The organism is Gorillibacterium timonense, from assembly GCF_001457415.1.
Classification (GTDB): domain Bacteria; phylum Bacillota; class Bacilli; order Paenibacillales; family NBRC-103111; genus Gorillibacterium; species Gorillibacterium timonense.
The window spans coordinates 977,297-993,628 of sequence record NZ_LN881723.1; the positions used below are offsets into that span (position 1 = coordinate 977,297).

20 protein-coding genes are annotated in these 16,332 nt (G+C 55.1%); 6 read left to right on the forward strand and 14 right to left on the reverse strand.

Annotation, left to right across the window (positions count from 1 at the left end; genetic code table 11):
* Window positions 1-83 precede the first annotated feature (83 nt).
* From BN2684_RS12005 to BN2684_RS12020, 4 genes are all read right to left on the reverse strand, one after another.
* Window positions 84-434, reverse strand: coding sequence for a hypothetical protein (locus BN2684_RS12005; RefSeq protein WP_058302373.1), 351 nt, complete (start codon window positions 432-434; stop codon window positions 84-86).
* A 174-nt stretch (window positions 435-608) separates the two neighbouring features.
* The gene (locus BN2684_RS12010) at window positions 609-1,427 is read right to left on the reverse strand and encodes a purine-nucleoside phosphorylase (protein WP_058302374.1); all 819 of its coding nucleotides are present in this window, start codon (window positions 1,425-1,427) and stop codon (window positions 609-611) included.
* Window positions 1,428-1,640: 213 nt separating this feature from the next.
* Entirely contained in the window at window positions 1,641-2,282 is a 642-nt protein-coding gene (locus BN2684_RS12015) for a Type 1 glutamine amidotransferase-like domain-containing protein (protein ID WP_058302375.1), read from the reverse strand.
* 322 nt (window positions 2,283-2,604) lie between these two features.
* Window positions 2,605-2,961 (reverse strand): HesB/IscA family protein, encoded by a 357-nt coding sequence (locus BN2684_RS12020; RefSeq protein WP_058302376.1) that lies wholly within the window; start codon window positions 2,959-2,961, stop codon window positions 2,605-2,607.
* 174 nt (window positions 2,962-3,135) lie between these two features.
* On the opposite strand from BN2684_RS12020, the gene BN2684_RS12025 reads away from it, so the two are divergent.
* From BN2684_RS12025 to BN2684_RS12035, 3 genes are all read left to right on the forward strand, one after another.
* On the forward strand, window positions 3,136-3,459 hold the full coding sequence (locus BN2684_RS12025) for a hypothetical protein (protein WP_058302377.1): 324 nt from the start codon (window positions 3,136-3,138) through the stop codon (window positions 3,457-3,459).
* A 111-nt stretch (window positions 3,460-3,570) separates the two neighbouring features.
* Complete coding sequence (gene mqnE / locus BN2684_RS12030; protein WP_058302378.1) at window positions 3,571-4,671, forward strand: aminofutalosine synthase MqnE; 1,101 nt, start codon at window positions 3,571-3,573, stop codon at window positions 4,669-4,671.
* 56 nt (window positions 4,672-4,727) lie between these two features.
* Window positions 4,728-5,792, forward strand: a complete 1,065-nt coding sequence (locus tag BN2684_RS12035; protein WP_058302568.1) for an NAD(P)/FAD-dependent oxidoreductase — start codon at window positions 4,728-4,730, stop codon at window positions 5,790-5,792.
* A gap of 88 nt (window positions 5,793-5,880) precedes the next feature.
* Here BN2684_RS12035 and BN2684_RS24960 read toward each other — a convergent pair whose 3' ends face one another.
* Genes BN2684_RS24960 through BN2684_RS12050 form a run of 3 tightly spaced genes read right to left on the reverse strand, consistent with a single transcriptional unit; the run spans window position 5,881 to window position 7,230 of the window.
* A complete protein-coding gene (locus tag BN2684_RS24960) occupies window positions 5,881-6,426 on the reverse strand; it encodes a hypothetical protein (protein WP_148449953.1) in 546 nt (181 codons plus the stop codon).
* A 20-nt stretch (window positions 6,427-6,446) separates the two neighbouring features.
* Window positions 6,447-6,950, reverse strand: coding sequence for a GNAT family N-acetyltransferase (locus tag BN2684_RS12045; RefSeq protein ID WP_199825316.1), 504 nt, complete (start codon window positions 6,948-6,950; stop codon window positions 6,447-6,449).
* A gap of 16 nt (window positions 6,951-6,966) precedes the next feature.
* A complete protein-coding gene (locus BN2684_RS12050; protein WP_058302380.1) occupies window positions 6,967-7,230 on the reverse strand; it encodes a YuzB family protein in 264 nt (87 codons plus the stop codon).
* A gap of 77 nt (window positions 7,231-7,307) precedes the next feature.
* On the opposite strand from BN2684_RS12050, the gene BN2684_RS12055 reads away from it, so the two are divergent.
* Window positions 7,308-7,550 carry a NifU family protein gene (locus tag BN2684_RS12055; RefSeq protein WP_058302381.1) on the forward strand — a complete coding sequence of 81 codons (243 nt, stop codon included), beginning with the start codon at window positions 7,308-7,310 and terminating at the stop codon, window positions 7,548-7,550.
* Window positions 7,551-7,631: 81 nt separating this feature from the next.
* Here BN2684_RS12055 and BN2684_RS12060 read toward each other — a convergent pair whose 3' ends face one another.
* Window positions 7,632-8,426 (reverse strand): SDR family oxidoreductase, encoded by a 795-nt coding sequence (locus BN2684_RS12060; RefSeq protein WP_058302382.1) that lies wholly within the window; start codon window positions 8,424-8,426, stop codon window positions 7,632-7,634.
* Window positions 8,427-8,476: 50 nt separating this feature from the next.
* Entirely contained in the window at window positions 8,477-9,181 is a 705-nt protein-coding gene (locus BN2684_RS12065) for a Cthe_2314 family HEPN domain-containing protein (protein WP_058302383.1), read from the reverse strand.
* Window positions 9,182-9,194: 13 nt separating this feature from the next.
* On the opposite strand from BN2684_RS12065, the gene BN2684_RS24525 reads away from it, so the two are divergent.
* Window positions 9,195-9,374, forward strand: coding sequence for a hypothetical protein (locus tag BN2684_RS24525; RefSeq protein WP_148449955.1), 180 nt, complete (start codon window positions 9,195-9,197; stop codon window positions 9,372-9,374).
* Between the two features lie 58 nt (window positions 9,375-9,432).
* Here the strand turns inward: BN2684_RS24525 and BN2684_RS12070 are convergent, their stop codons facing one another.
* Both BN2684_RS12070 and BN2684_RS12075 read right to left on the reverse strand, forming a co-directional pair.
* Window positions 9,433-11,190: a UbiD family decarboxylase gene (locus tag BN2684_RS12070; protein ID WP_058302384.1), complete on the reverse strand. Its 1,758-nt coding sequence runs from the start codon at window positions 11,188-11,190 to the stop codon at window positions 9,433-9,435.
* A 202-nt stretch (window positions 11,191-11,392) separates the two neighbouring features.
* Complete coding sequence (locus BN2684_RS12075) at window positions 11,393-11,749, reverse strand: thioredoxin family protein (protein ID WP_058302385.1); 357 nt, start codon at window positions 11,747-11,749, stop codon at window positions 11,393-11,395.
* Between the two features lie 154 nt (window positions 11,750-11,903).
* On the opposite strand from BN2684_RS12075, the gene BN2684_RS12080 reads away from it, so the two are divergent.
* Window positions 11,904-13,289, forward strand: a complete 1,386-nt coding sequence (locus tag BN2684_RS12080) for a DUF2515 family protein (RefSeq protein WP_058302386.1) — start codon at window positions 11,904-11,906, stop codon at window positions 13,287-13,289.
* 26 nt (window positions 13,290-13,315) lie between these two features.
* Here BN2684_RS12080 and BN2684_RS12085 read toward each other — a convergent pair whose 3' ends face one another.
* The 3 genes from BN2684_RS12085 to BN2684_RS12095 form a co-directional block, all read right to left on the reverse strand.
* Window positions 13,316-14,950, reverse strand: a complete 1,635-nt coding sequence (locus BN2684_RS12085) for a putative polysaccharide biosynthesis protein (protein WP_058302387.1) — start codon at window positions 14,948-14,950, stop codon at window positions 13,316-13,318.
* Between the two features lie 54 nt (window positions 14,951-15,004).
* Entirely contained in the window at window positions 15,005-15,742 is a 738-nt protein-coding gene (locus tag BN2684_RS12090; protein ID WP_058302388.1) for a ThuA domain-containing protein, read from the reverse strand.
* A 63-nt stretch (window positions 15,743-15,805) separates the two neighbouring features.
* On the reverse strand, window positions 15,806-16,285 hold the full coding sequence (locus BN2684_RS12095; protein WP_058302389.1) for a DUF456 domain-containing protein: 480 nt from the start codon (window positions 16,283-16,285) through the stop codon (window positions 15,806-15,808).
* Between the last annotated feature and the right edge of the window lie 47 nt (window positions 16,286-16,332).

Sequence of the window (16,332 nt, forward strand, 5' to 3'; positions counted from 1 at the left end):
CAATAGTCAATAAAGAAAAGTATACCGGGGCGGACAAACAAAAGCCAGTCTTCATGTGGCCATGCTTGACTAGAGAGCGGGTCCTACCGCTTCCTTCCCGAAGATAATCGCTCCCTTGTTACTTTCATCGTGCGAAATCGTTTCTGGTATGCGAGGCGCTCGCTATCCTCGATGGACGTTCGCCATATCCTTCGAGCAACCGCCGGCTCGTCACCATCCGCTTTCATCGAGATGAGTACTAACTCTTCCGGAGGATACGTTTCCTCTGCATACGCAATGGCTATCCGTTCATCGGCATGCTCCCGCTCCGGTTGAAACCATCCCTCGCGTATGGCGAGCGGACAAGAATAATAGCTTCCGGCAAAAAGAATTCCCTCCCGGGTAAGATGAGCCGTGCCGGCTCTTAATCGGGAGGGAAGGGAAGATTCGTTCATAAAAGGGCCTCCGTGCATTGGGTTTGGGGGTCGCCGCCGAGCGGAGCGGATGGATGATCATCGCAACTCGGTTCGGCTATGACCCGCCATTGATGGCTCTATTATAGCGAGAGACACCACCCTTTGGGCAGAGGGAACGGTTGGAAGGAGAGAATCAAGCTCTTCACGCTTACATTACAGGGCTTGCAGAATCCCTTTCACGAGTTCAAGGAAGGTTGTTCTGACTCTAGCCGCCACCTCAATGACTTCTTCATGATTTAACGGCTGGTCCAGAATGCCGCAGGCCATGTTCGTCAGGCAGGAAATGCCGAGCACCTTCATGCCGCCATGGACGGCTACGATCGCCTCTGGAACCGTCGACATGCCGACGGCATCCGCTCCCAACGTGCGGATCATGCGAATTTCGGCCGGCGTCTCATAAGTCGGGCCGCTCCACCAGGCATAGACGCCTTGCTGCAAGCGAATGTTCTGCTCATCCGCCACTTGCAGGGCCAGTTTACGCAGCTGAGGGTTGTATACCTTCGACAGATCCGGAAAGCGTGTGCCGAGTTCGTCATTATTGGGCCCGATCAACGGATTGGTGCCCACCAGGTTGATATGGTCAGTTATAATCATGAGCTCTCCCGGAGTGAAGCTTGTATTCACCGCTCCACAGGCATTCGTGACGATCAGCTGCTCAACGCCCAGTGCTCTCATGAGCCGAACCGGGAAGGTCACCTCATCCAAAGTAAATCCTTCGTAGTAATGAAGGCGTCCCTTCATGGCCACGACTGTCTTGCCCTTCAACTCACCGACCACCAATTCGTTGGCATGGCCAACGGCTCCCGATTGAGCGAAATGCGGAATCTCGGCGTAAGGAATGACAGTGGCGTTCTCAATCTCGTCTGCGAGCGCCCCCAGTCCAGACCCAAGAATCAAGCCCACGGTTGGTTTTGTTTTAATCTTATTTAGTACATAGTCTCTGGCTTTCTGAATAGGCTCGGATTGATGCATTCACGTTTCCTCCTGAAGTTGGTATTCGACAAGCAACTGCCTTCCTTCCAGTGTAATAAACCGCCGTCCTGATGTAAATGGAAGAGGACCGGGAGTAAAAGAAGCGCCTTATGCCGCCGAAGAGGATCGTGCCTTTCACGTAGCAACTGGCGCTATAATCTCGTTAAATGCTCTATCTCGTTACGATGCCCTTATTCTGGAACCAATCGTTGCTTATTTCCCGGTATTTTCGTATTTGAAGTAATCACCGAAGATATCCATCTTATCATCGACTATCTTAACGAATGAGTTATCATAAAGTCCATAAATGGTCGCAACCTGTGATGCTTCGTAAATATCTTCTTCTATGTGCTTTTTACTAGCAGAATCTAAATGTGGTTCGATGTTTATGTCAACAAGTCCAATACCATCATAAATAGATAACTCTGGAATATTATCATCGATGTCTTTTGCCAACACAACCTTCTTAGCCATATTTATAGAGCCTGCACTCATACCAATAATAATACAATCTCTACTCTGTAAAGCTGGAAGCAGATTATACTGTTTCAAATATTTGATCTGTTCGAGGGTATTTCCGCCTGAAATCCAGATAACATCCGCTTCCTCTATATCCTGCACGGCCTTCTCTTTTGAGATTCTATCATCAATGACATGAACCTCATCAAATACAATACCTTTATCTCTAAACATTTTCAGAATGACATCGGAATAATGATCTGTTTTAGAATATCCTGAAAAGTCAGATGCAATAAAAACAAACGACCCCGTCATAAGATAGTATTCCTTTACGCATTTAACAAAATCATCGGTGAATCCATTAGGAAAACCACTGGTTAATAGGGATACCTTCATTTTTATCTCTCGTTTCTTTGTTCGATTGTGGTATGTAATTAATTCGATTTACTCAATCCGATCCCTCCCGAAAATATCAGAAGATCAATTGCGCTCCTCATGGCGTCACCTCCACGTGATCATATGTCAAGAAACGATAAAAGCGCCACCCCTGGAGGAATGGCGCGGTATAATTACGGCTGTCCATTAAAGATATAGCGACGCATCGTTCGAATGTCGGACCATCCGCTCATTTTCTGCAACGTGAACGGGTCGGCACCGGTAAGAATCATCGTCTTTGCCCAAGATCAGCGAAAGAAAAATCGCGTAGGTGCAACATTCTTCAATCGCAAACCTCCGCCTTGCCCGCATCGGAGCGAGTGCGGAAGCTGGAGCCACAGCCGCAGGTGGCGACGGCGTTCGGGTTGTCGATGGTAAAGCCGCCGGTCAAGCCGGAGTCCTGGTAATCGACCTTGAGGCCGTTCAAATATTTCAAGTCGGCCTCCGCCACGATGACAGGCAATCCGTCAAAATCCAGCTCTTGATCCCCTTCCCCGCGCTCATCATCGAGTCCCATCTGGTAGGTGAAGCCGCTGCAGCCCCCTTCGTTCACACCGAGACGCAGAAACAGCTTCGGATTTCCTTCGCCTTCGAGCATTTCCTTGATTTTGCCGACAGCTGCTGCCGATATATCGATCATGGAATTTGCCTCCTTATGGTTATTGATAAAAGTTCTCACTCATTCAAGTATACCCCGTTTCCGTCCCTCCCTCAAGACGAGATGTTCCGGTTATTGTCTTGCTCTACTTTGTAGAATATACTAATTAATATATTTTATGGTTATCTATTCTCATCAGACGGGGGATTCTCTGGTATGAAAATTCATTGGAAAGCTGTCCATGTGGCGGCTTGGCTCACCGTTATAGCGGTTTGGGCCATTCCCGGCCGAGTGAAGCTGATCGGCTCGATGAGAGCTTATGAGCATGGAATTCCATTCCCTTTCTATACCCGATATACGGGAGTGGATGATCATGCTTGGCTTCTATCCGGAACTCACATGAATCCGCTCAGTTTCCTAGGAAGCCTGACGGCGAATTACATCATCGTCGTGGTTATCGGCAAGCTCCTGCGCCTTTTCCCTTCCTTCGCTGCAAAATGGCCTGCGCAAGGTCGTCCCCGTGAAGACCAACGACGCTGAGCTGCGGGCTAAAAATCCCAGGCGTTTGATTTGCCCCTCCCTCTTCCGATTGTTTATAATTATTCTCATATAAGAGTCTGATTCCGTAAACGGAAAGCAAGGAGAGTGCGAATGAGCATCATCATCCCAACGCCCGAAAAACGTATGGCGGCCATTGCCGAGAAGGTCGAGCACGGCGAGCGGCTTTCCCTTGAGGAAGGGCTGTTTCTTTATCAATCCGACGACCTGGCTATGCTCGGCATGCTGGCGAACAAAGTCAACCTGCGCAAGAACGGCAAGAAGGTTTATTTCATTGACAATATGAGCCTCTATTTCACGAATGTCTGCGAAGCGCATTGCGCCTTCTGTCATTTCCGCCGCGATCAGGGGGAAGAAGGAGCCTACACGGTGAGTCCGGAGGAGATGTTCGCCTACATAGACGAACACATCCAACCGGACACGCGGGAATTCCATATCACAGGCGGACACAATCCTCATGTCTCATTCGATTACTACCTTGGCTATGTGCGCGCTCTGAAGGAGCGCTATCCCCAAGTAACCGTCAAGGCTCATACCGCCGCTGAGATCGAGTTCTTTTCCCGGCTGTCGGGGCTCAGCTACCGGGAAGTGCTGCAAGCGCTGCTTGACGCAGGGCTCGGGACGCTGACTGGAGGTGGAGCGGAGATTCTCTCCGAGCGCTACCGGGAGAAGATGGGCGTCGGCAAGGCGACCACCGAGCAGTGGCTGGAAGTGCAGCGCACCGCCCACCGCATGGGCATGAAAACCCATGCTACCATGCTGTACGGCTCGATTGAGACGCTGGAGGAGCGGCTCACGCATATGATCCTGCTCCGCGAGCTGCAGGATGAAACGAATGGCTTTCTCGTCTTCATTCCGAATGCCGTTCAGCCCGCAAAGAAATCGATGGGCCTTAAGCGGCGGGTGTCCGCCTACGATGACCTGCGAACGATTGCCGTCAGCCGGCTCATGTGCGACAACATCCCGCACATCAAAGCCTATTTCATCAACCTCGGCACGCAAATTACCCAGATCGCGCTGCACTTCGGCGCTTCCGACGTACACGGAACGATCGTACAGGAACGCATCAGCCATGCGGCTGGCGCCTTATCGCCAGAAGGATTGACGAAGGACGAACTCATCCATCTCATTAAATCGGCCGACCGGATACCGGCGGAACGAGATACCTTTTACGGAGAAGTGAAGGTTTATTAATCCAGAGAGGGGATGTCCTGGCTGGGGTGTCCTTGGCGGAAGGGGACGGATCGCAGATGCGCAAGGTTGTCGTAGCAGGCGGCGGATACGGCGGTTTGACGATTGTCAATGAACTTCTCAGCAAGGAAATACCGGACGATGTTCACCTCACCTTGGTGGACCGCATGCCCTTTCAGGGGCTGAAGACGGAGTATTACGCCCTCGCCTCCGGAACCGTTGCGGACCAGGAGCTGCGCATCGCCTTTCCAGAGGACGCTCGACTGACCAAACGGTATGGCGACATCCTCCAGATCGATCTCTCGGAAAGACTCCTTCATCTGGCCGACCAAGAGCCGCTCTCCTACGACACGCTCATCATCGCCCTCGGCTGTACGGATCATTACCACGGAGTGCCCGGCGCAGAAGAGAATACTTGCACCATTCAAAGCTTCAGCTCAGCCCGGACCGCCTATCAGCGGTTATGCGATATTCGGCCTTATGGCCAGGTGACCGTTGTCGGCGGTGGGTTAAGCGGGGTGGAGCTTGCGGCGGAGCTGAGAGAAAGCCGATCGGATCTCCATATCCGCATCCTGGACCGCGGCCCCGGCATCCTCTCCTCGTTCCCGGAGAAGTTGCAGCATTACACACGCAAATGGTTCCTTCAGCATGAAGTCGAGCTACGCGGCCACGTGGCGCTGACTCGCGTGGAGCGAAGCTGTCTTCACAACGGAGAGGAAGAGATCCTCTCGGACGAAATGGTCTGGACGGCGGGGATTCAACCGAGCCCCCTCGTTCAACAGTTGAACGTCCCCAAGGATGCTCGCGGTCGAATCGTGTTGAATGCGCTTCACCAAATTCCCGATTATCCCGAGGTCTATGTGGTCGGCGATTGCGCGAGCCTCGTCTTATCGCCTAGCGCGCAAGCAGCGGAAGCCCAAGGCAAGCAGATTGCCGAAGTGCTTCTCGCCCTCTGGAGTAACGAAACGCCCCGGCTTGGCGCAATCAAGCTCAAGGGCGTACTCGGTTCGCTCGGCAAACGGTCGGGGTTCGGCGTGATGGGCGAACATACGGTACTCGTCGGGAAGATCCCCCGCACCCTGAAGAGCGGCGTTCTCTGGATGTCTAAACGGCATTTCGGCTAATCGAAAGCAGCTGGTGCAGGTAACAACAAGGAAGTCTATCAACCAGAGCATACAAGACGGCCCTGACCGAATCGGTCAGGGCCGCGCTCTACTTTACCGTGGAATCGTCCAGCCGAATTTCGGCTACTTTTCCTTCGGAGCACCAAAACTCCAAGGTGAGATGTTCCTCATGATCGATGTATCCGATGATATCGGCGCCCTGCTCCCGGCTCGTGTAATAATCGCCGCCGTACAGAGCCAGCACCTTCTCCTTCGAGTCGCCCAGCCGGATGCCTTTCTCCGTCTGGAGCTGGGCCGAGGAGGGCTGTCCTTCGGGATCGGTCAGGATCACCCGCATGATCGTGCCTTGCTTATCCCCGGAATTGACCGAAGCGGTTACAGGCCCACCTGCCCAATGGTAATAATCATACAAGTCATTGTCATCTTTGCTTATCGGGCTCCCGTAGCGGCTTACAAAAGCGGGATCATCCATTCGGTCGCGGACCTGGACCCCGTTAATCGCCTCATGGCTTAATGGAGTGGAGCGGACCGCCTGACGGGTAATCGGGGAGAACGATAGGAAGAGAATGATGACAACCGCACAGCCGATCAACACGGCTCCCAGCGCGATCTTCTTTTTTCTGTCGATGTTCATCGTCATGTTCCTTGCATTCCTCATTTCTGCCGTGAACCATCGTGTTCAGTGCGTTTTCTACTATCCAAAAAGAACTTTTTCAAAACATAAACACTCTTCACGATCTCTATATTTTCCATAGTTTTCCATTCGGTGATACCCCTTTTTTCATAAAAAAAGACTGCTTCCTTATTCACAACTCGTGTTTCCAGCCAAATGGCGGAATAGCCGAGGTGCTGTGCCTGTGTTTCTAGATACGACAAGATCGCCGTTCCTACTCCATTCCCCTTCGATTGGGCATACATTCTCTTTAGTTCAGCCCTATGGAAGTCAACGGGACGAATCGCTCCGCAACCGATTGGAGCTCCGTCTCCGTTTCGTGCGATAACAAAGAGGGAGCGCGGAACACCTATATCTGAAACATCAAATGAGCTCCGCCCACTATCCCCGGTTATGGATTCTAAAGTGTCGGATAATAAGTTCATTAGCATTTTGGCATCGAGGGTGTTCGGATCTTCTTGTTGGACATGAATACGATCCTGCATTTCTCATCCATCCTTGTCAATCCGGCTCATCGGACAACAAACGTTCCATTTCCTCCGCCTCGCGGATTTTTTGCAGAAGCTGCTCCTGCAATTCCTCGGCGGTTTCGGCGAGAAGGGTGTCGCCGTTCAAGAGCGCAAAAGGCTGCACAGCGCATTCGCCGCAGTTACCGAGACAGCCGTATTCGATCACATCGTACTCCGGATTCGCTTCCAGTTCGGCCATCACGCGGTCCGTTCCGTGGTGCATGTTGCTCGAACAAAACTCGATGATCGGTCGCATGATTTCCTCCCGGTCGATTTTATTTTTTGCCCTCATTGTAATATAATAAGGGGACGAAGGAAAGGAGTTGATCTATTGTGAGCGAAACTACCCAAACCCAGTACGACCAAGTACAAGAGGTTCTCGACAAGCTGCGCCCGTTCCTCCAACGCGATGGCGGCGACGTGGAACTCGTCGATGTGGAAGAAGGAATCGTGAAGCTGCGTCTGCAAGGCGCATGCGGAAGCTGCCCCAGCTCCACCATCACGCTGAAAGCAGGCATCGAGCGCGCCCTCGTGGAGGAAGTCGAAGGAATCGAAGAGGTTGTTCAGGTATTCTAATAATCGTAAAGTCCGCATCCGATGGATGCGGACTTTTTTTGTTGTTGCTGCCGGGCCGATGAAGTTCAAGAAACCCGGATGTCAATCCGCTCGCCGCTGCATGCCGCCGGATAGCGAGCGGATCGGATCGAGCCCGCCGGACACGTCGAAGATGTTGCCGGTGATGAAATCCGACTCCTGTTGGCATAGGAAGGCGATCACGCGAGCGACGTCCTCGCCGGACCCCGGCCTGCCGCGCGGCGAAAGCTCATCCCTCAGCAGTTCTGCTTCGCGGATCAGCTTCTCCTTGTTGTCGCCTTTGATGTCGCCCGGACAGATCATGTTCACCGTGATGCCGTTCCTCGCCTCTTCTACGGCCAAGGTCTTCGTAAACGAGACAAGCCCGACCTTCGCCGCCGCATAGACGGCGCGATGAACCCAAGCGGGCGATTCCGCCGCCCGACCGAAGCCGAAGTGAATGATCCGCCCCCAGCCGTTCCGGCGCATCGCCGGAAGCACAAGCGCATCCAGCTCGATGACGCTTCCGAGGTTGCCGGAGAGCAGGTAGCGAATCTCCTCCGGCGAATAATCCGCAAACAACCGCCGCTCGTGAATGAACGGACCGGCGTTGTTGACCAGGATATCGATGTCTCCAAGCTGCCGTACCGTCTCTTCCGCGAGGCGCGAAAGATCGTCCGGCCGGCAGATATCCGCTTGAACGGCCACACAGCGGACTCCGTACGTCTCTTCGATCTCCCTCCGCAGCTGCTGCGCTTCCTCGGCACTGTGGCGATAATTCAAGCCGATGTCGCAGCCGCCCGCAGCCAGCGTTAATGCGGTTCGCTTCCCGAGCCCTCTTGCACTCCCCGTGATCAGGGCAACTTTCCGAGCCTTCATGCTCTCCCCTCCCGCGTCTCGAGTAGTGGTTTCCCGTGCCGCTCCAGCCTTTACCCGCGGCCTTTTCCCAGATAGCGGAACACTTCAACAACGGCGCCGCAGGCCGCCTCATAGCCCGTTTCCAGATCCTGCAGCTTTCGCTTCAAGTCTTCGACGGGGGTTTGCGTCGTTCCCGGCACGAGCAGCAAATCATCCGTTAATTCCTCGTTGATGGCGTGAATCTCCAGATTGCGGATTTTCTTCAGCCGAAGAAGGGGATCCTGATGCTTCTGCTTCAAGTCGAACAAAGCCTGCTCCAGCACCGGAGCGGTTCGGCTGTCCTTCATACGGCGAAGCACCGTGAAATACGAGTAGCTTTCCTTGATGGCTTCCGTATGGAGTGAAAATCTCTCGTTCAAGAACTCTCCCAGCTTGTCGAGCAAGGAAAACACCCGGATGAGCGCATTTTTGTAAAAATACACGCAGCGGTGGTAATCGTCCTCTTCCGACTGATCCATCTCTTCCATGTAGGAGCTGGTCACGAGATCGCCGAACCTCCGGCAAGCATACAAGCTTTGTTCCAGTTCATCGAGGGAGCGGTACAGGCCCTTCGCCATCACGGAGAGCTTAAACGCCTTGCGCTCCTCCCGTTTATCCGACGATGATCCGCGTTCCCCTGTAGTTGGATGAGCCAGATAAGCGATCAGCCAGCGATTGGCTTCCGCCAATGCCCCCGTATCCAGCCGGCGTGCCTCACCGAACAGAAAGCGCAGCATATGATCTCTCCTTATGGGTTCGTTAAGGTGGTATAAGCGAGCCGATTCCATCTTCTACGGCACGGTCGCCGGCGCGAGGTATCCTCGACTCTTCTCTAAGGTGACAGGGCAGATCGAGCGGCTGGCTCGATCCGAATGCGACATGGAGCCGCCGAATGAGCCGCTCGCAGCGCGCAGCGCGCAGCGCGCATGAAGAGAAGGAACTCGCTCTGTTTCTGAGGCTCATTTTTCCTCGCGCAACCTCTCGCCATTCACACGTGTGGAAAATACTCCTTCCACCGCTCGCCCACGAGCTTGACGATATCCTCGCGGGGGAACAGCTCTTCCGGGTAGCCGGGCTTCATGCGCGCATCGATGACGAGCGGAAGCCGATAGCTGAGATGATGGCGCTCCACCCGGGTGCGGGCGTACAGATCGGCGGCGGGATTGAAGCGTGTGAAAACCGTCCACAGGAATGCCGTCTGGTCGCGGGCCACCGCCGCATCTTCGGTCAGGATGACGAGAGGCCAGTCGGCGAGTGCGTCGCCGTGCTCGGTTGCGAGCCGCTCCGACAGCTCCGGATCGGCGGAATAGCCAGCGCCGGAGACGACCAGGCAACCGGGGCAGTAAGGTTCTGCGCTGCGAATGCCTGGAATGACGCCGCCCCGATAATCGCCTGGCAGCTTCCGCTTCGGTTCTCCCACTCCAAGCAGGATCGCCTTGCTGCCATGGCTTTGGCGGTGTCCGGTATCGTCCAGCGTATCATGCGAAGAAGGGGTGATGATGATCAGGTCTTCTTCCGGATCAAACCGTTCCAGCACGGCTTGAAGCAGCTCGTCGAACCGATCCAGCCGAACCGGCTGATCGGTGACCAGCAGGAGCTTGGTCAAGGATAACTGGCCCTCTCCAAGGATGCGGAAGGCATGACCGAGCGCTTCGCGGCGATAGCTCTCGCGAACGATGGCCGCAGCGAGCGGATGGAAGCCCGTCTCCGCATAGGTCCACAGCTCGCGTACGCCGGGCATGACGAGTGGAATCGTCGGAGACAAGAGCCTCTGCAAGTATTCGCCAAGGTAATAATCCTCCTGCCGCGGTTTGCCGACAATGGTCGCCGGATAGACCGCATCCTTGCGGTGATACACCCGCTCTACCTGAAGCACTGGAAAATCATGCGTAAGCGAGTAGTAGCCGTAGGGGTCGCCGAACGGTCCTTCCGGACGGCGCAGATGCGGCGGAACCTTACCGCGAATAGCGAACTCGGCCTCTGCAATGAGCCGATGGCCGCCATCCGGTGCGGGAGCCATGCCGATCTTCTCCCCGAGAATCAGGGAGGCAAGAAGAATCTCCGGGAGCATCTCCGGCACCGGCGCTACCGCCGAAGCGATGAGTGCAGGCGGCCCGCCGAGAAAGACCGTCACCGGCAGCGCCTCACCTCTCTCCTGCGCTTCGCTGTAATGATAGCCGCCGCCTTTGTGCTTCTGCCAATGCATGCCGGTGGTCTGATCATCATAGATCTGCATCCGGTACATGCCCAGATTGCTCGCGCCGCTTACCGGACTCTCCGTATAGACCAAGGGCATCGAAACGAAGGGACCGCCATCCTCCTGCCAGCAGGTGAGCGCCGGCAGCCCCTCGAGAGGAGAGCTTTCCCGACTCGCTGCCAGGATAGGTGCGGAAGCGGCGGTCTTCGTCCCTACCTTGAGCAGCTCCCAGAGCAGCCCCTTCTCCTTCCAGACCGCTAGCGGCGTAGGGGGAAGCAGCCGCTCCAGCGCGCCAACCGCGTGCTTGACCAGCTCTTCGGGACGAGTTCCGAAAGCGAGCTCCATTCGGCGGGAGGTCCCGAACAGGTTCGTGATCACCGGGAAAGAGCTTCCTTTTACATTCGTGAATAGCAGGGCCGGTCCGCCTTCTTCGATTACGCGGCGATGAATCTCGGCGATTTCCAGGTAAGGATCGACGGGGGCTGAGAGGATGGCAAGCTCCTTCTCCCGTTCCAGAAGATCGATGAATTGTCGCAAATTCCGGTGCATGAGCAAGCTCCCTTGACTAGAAAATAAGGTCCGATTATGGCAAGGATTTCAAGCCCATTATATCGGTTTTACCCGCCCGTTTCAAAAAAACAGGGCGTTCTCCAGCTTTTTGCAAAGCCGAAAAACGTCCTGTTGGACAGAACAGAGGACCGAAAGAATGGCTCCCGGTCCACATGATAGCCGCTCTTCGGCGTGGTCGCCGTTATGCTTTGGCCGCACCGGGATAGAGCTCGGCAACCTGCAGGCTCTTGTCCAGGAACTCCTCGATCTCTTCGCGCGTTTTACGCAGCTTGCTGACAAAACGGGTCAGCTCCTCACCCTTCTTGAAGGTGATGAAGCTGGGGATGCCGAGAATGTTCAGCTCGCTGCAAAGATCTGGCAGCTCGTCACGATCGACATGAACGAAGGTGATCCGGTCTCCATATTTGACTTCCACCTCCGACATGAACGGGTCGATAAAGTGGCAATCTCCGCACCATACCGCTTTAAAGACGGCAACCGTCGGCTTTTCTTCCGCAATCTGGGTTCGAAACTCCGCATCCTGATGAATCTGGCGCATGGTTATTCCCTCCTGCTATCTGTTGTTATCATTCGGTTGGTTCATCTTCATTTGATCTTGCACCGAAAGGGCGACATTGTCAAATGCCGGTTTAATTCGTTCACCCGGTGGGAAAAATAACCGGAAAGCGTGAAGAAGGAGCGAGCGATGCCCCATGAATGCGATCAACCGCCTGCAAGAAGCTGTGAAAGCGATAAAAACCCGCTTCCTTACCCGCAGTAAGCCGGAGGCGGCTCACCCTTTGCTAGCCCAAGAGGGTCTTCCCTCATCCGGTGACAAGAGCCGGTCGACCCGCGATGTCCCACCTGCCCTCACTTCAACGGCGGCAGAAAGGGTGGGAGCCCTCCTCCGTACCGCCCTTCAGTCGGTTCAAGCGCATCGGCTTGACCTGCGTGAGCGGTCGGAGTTACTCGCAACGACACTGCGAGAATCCGAACGCTTCGGGATGGAAGCGGCTGCCGAGCTTGTGCTCCCGAATGAAGGGAATCCGGTGAAGTCAGCAAGAATGGAGTCTGTCGCTGATGCGGATTCAGCGATTCTTCGCTGGGTTCAAGAAGAAACCGCTCGGATGAATCGGAACAATGTAACCCGTACCTATGCCTACCAGCGGATCTATTCTCGTCATCCCGAGCTTCATTGGGCCTTTCTTGCCCATATGGTATCCCGCAATTCCGGCTGGAACATGACCGATCTGAAAGGCGATCTCGTTCCGAAGCTCATCGGAAACAGGCAATCAGAAGCGCTCTACTTGATGCTGGAGCGAGCGAACGCCCTCATCTTTCAGGATGCCTACCCTCAGCTTCTGCTCTATCAGGAGGGAAAACGGCGCGGACGGAGGCTGACCTTCCTGCTGGAGCGGCTGCCGGTCTCTACGTTCATGCCGCCGCTTTGGGACGATTTTGCCGAAACCGGCGACCCTGTCCCGCTTGCCATCGGACTTATCATCAACGAACAGAATTACATTCAAGGAAGAGTCGTGGAGAATCCCTTGTTCGTCAAAAGCGTGCTGGAACAGCCCTTTTTTCACGCGGAATCGCTCCTTCATGTGAACCAGGTGCTCTTTCCCTACCTGACGAATGCCGAGAACAAGGTTCGGCTTGCGGGGATCACATTGGAGGATTTTCCCGATCTGAACGAACGCATCCGATTCGGCCGCAAGCTCTATGCCCTCCTCTTCGGAATCGCAACCGTTCACGCAGGCTGCCGCAGCTTTGCCGACAAGGTGCCGCATACCGGCTCTCGGGCGGATTATTGGCCGAAGCTCTTCTCGCCAACCAAACAAAAACCTCCATCTCGGGGTGAGATGGAGGTGTCTGGTGCTGACTCGCTTTGGTACAGTCCGACGCTTGCTGCTGCTTGGCCTAACCGCCCAGTTGAGCCCGCAGTTCCCGCCGATTGGTTCCGCGATATGAGTCCGCTCAAGCACTTCTCCGCGCTTAAGCCACCCGCTTCGTGGATCATGGACCGGGAGCACCTGAACCTGCTCAAGGCGCAGGAAGCCGCGCTGCTCGCTAAAACATGGAGCAAGCCGCTCGCTTAGAGCCGGAACCTTTCTATTCGAAACTCTTAGAGCTTGAAGCCGACAAGCCGGCCAAATTTGGTGACCAACCGACGAACGGAAGCCGGATACGTTTCGAGATCTTCTCTCGTCACGGCCTTGGTCACACCGAGCATCACGACATAGAGCAGACAAACCACGCCGCCCACCAGGCAGGACTGCACGAGGAAATCGATCCGGTACGGAATGCCGGTGATCAGCTTACCGGAGCCCCAGGCGACGAGATAACCGACAAGGGAAACGACGGCTGTCGTGAAATAGAACCGGGTCCAGCGCCCGCGCGTGAAAATATGGAAGCCTTCCACCCGCTGTTTAAGACTGCGATGGTTGAGCCAGGACATGATGATGAAGCATAGAGCCGTTCCGCCCATAATCCCGTAGATGCCGATGAAGGGAGCGAGCGCATAGCTCACGATCAGCTTGACGGCAAGGCCGATGATCACATGTCCGACGAGCGGCTTCATGACGCCCATGCCGGTCAGGATCGCCCCGGAGGTCTGCATGAGAATCTGGAACATCGCCGTAACCGTCAGGAAAGCGATCAGGCTCGTCCCGGCTGCGTTGCCGAAGGCGAGGGAATTGATCGGCTTCGCGCCGACCGTAATCAGGATGACGAACGGCATCCCGGTCAGGACGGCCAACTGCATCGCGCGGCCCGCCTGCTTGGCTACCAGGCGGTTATCTCCCTTGGCGAAAGCCGCGGAGATGATCGGCACGATCGATTGGCTGATCGCGATGGCGAGCACGATCGGCAGTCCGGCAAGAGACTGGGCGCGCCCTCCGAGCTGCCCGAGGATGTCTTGCGCCTTCTGGTCTCCGAGACTGGAGATCAGGAGCGGCTTCACGATGGAGGAATCGATGTAGTTCACCATCGGGACCGTTGCCGAATAAAGCACGATCGGCACCGCGATCACAAGAAGCGTCTTGTAGATCGACGTATACTTGATACGGCTGGCGGCCAATACCTCCCGTTCGGACGGGATATTGCCTTCCTCTTCATCCTTCTTGCGGAGCCGAACGAGATAGATCAGGAGCACCAGAATAGCCCCGATGGTTCCCGCCACGCCTCCGAAGGAAGCGCCGGTAACCCCCCAGGAAAGCCCCCAATCCACCACATGAATGAACCAATAGGCGAGAAATACCGCCGTCACCACGCGCAGAATCTGCTCGAAGATCTGCGACAAGCCGTTCGGCATCATATGCTGACGTCCTTGAAAATACCCGCGGATAATCGCGGCAAGCGGGAACAGGAGAAGCGCCGGAGCAATCGCCCGGATGGGACCGACCGCACTCGGGTCCTTGCTGGCTGCCGCCTGAATCGGAGCGTACAGATAGAGAATCACCGTCATCAGAATGCCGGATATGACGGCAAACCAAATGGCGGCTTGGAAGATCCGCTCCGCTTCCGCTTTGCGGCCTAGCTCCATCCGCTCGGAGACGAGCTTGCTCACCGCACTCGGGAAGCCCGCCGTCGCAATCGTAAAGAAAATAAAATAAACATTATAGGAAATCGTATAGGTTCCCATCCCGCTGTCCCCGAGCAAATTCTGCAGTGGGATGCGTTGGACAAACCCGAGAAACCGGGCGACGAATGCGGCAAGCGTCAAAATAACGGTGCCTTTGACTAAGGAATCCTTGGACAAGCAAGCGACCTTCTTCCTTCTGGCGGGTTGCGCCGAAACTGATCAAGCCGCCGGTTATCCCTCCAGCGGATTTGGGGTGCGGATCTCTTCCAACGGTTGGTTGTGTCCGTAAATCGGGCTTGCCCCGTGCCTGGGGGCCGCCCAGCGGACCGCATTAGAGAGAACGCGGAGAACATTGGCATCGTAATACGTCGGGTACGATTCGTGTCCGGGACGGAAGTAGAACACCTTCCCTTGGCCGCGGTGATAGGTGCAGCCGCTGCGGAACACTTCGCCGCCTTCAAACCAGCTCACGAACACAAGCTCGTCGGGCGCGGGAATATCGAAATGCTCGCCGTACATCTCTTCATGCGGCAGCTCAAAGAACGGGCCGATTCCTTCCGCGATGGGATGCGCCGGATCGACAACCCAGAGGCGTTCCTTCTCGCCTACTTCCCGCCAACGCAGGTCGCAGGAAGTGCCCATCAACTTTTTGAATAGTTTCGAGAAGTGGCCCGAGTGGAGCACGATGAGCCCCATCCCTTTGAGAACCCGGTCATGCACGCGATTAACGATTTCGTCCGTCACCTGATCGTGGCCCATATGTCCCCACCAGAGCAGCACATCGGTTTCCTTCAGCACCTCTTCGGTCAACCCATGCTCGAGCTGATCCATCGTAGCGGTGCGAATCTGAAAATCCTCGCTGGCAATCCCTTCAGCAATCGCCTCATGGATTCCCTTCGGGTAGACCTCGGCGACAATGCCGGGCTGGCGTTCATGCAGATACTCGTTCCAAATGGTTACATTGATCACAATATCACCTCAGAGGAATAATGGGAAACCACGACTCTGTTCGCCCAGCGAAGCGCTCGCGGACTACAGAATCCAGATGAAGAACAAGACGATCATGATGAGCTGGAGGATGATCTTGGCGACCGCACTGGAAAAGATCCCGACAAGCGAGCCCACGCCGACTTTCACCGACTTGCCAAAGCTCGAGCCCACCAGCAGCTCTCCACCGAGCGCGCCGACGAACGGTCCCAGGATCAATCCGAGAAACGGAAACACGAACGGCCCGACGATAAGACCGATCGTACTGCCGATGACCGATGCCCGAGAACCGCCGAATTTCTTCACTCCAAGCGCGCTTATGACATAATCCCCCACAAAGATACCGAGGAAGATCGCCGTCTGCAGCGCCCAAAACCAAAAGTCGAACTCATCGAACCCGAAGAACCAGCCGTACACGAAAAAAGCAGCATATACCGCCACGACACTGGGAAGAACCGGGTAGACCGTTCCGATCATTCCTACTACAAAAAGAATAAGAATCAACAGCCAACCGACGATCGTCAAGCATGATCCCCTCTTTCCTGCAATCGTTTATGGTTCTCCGCCTTCTC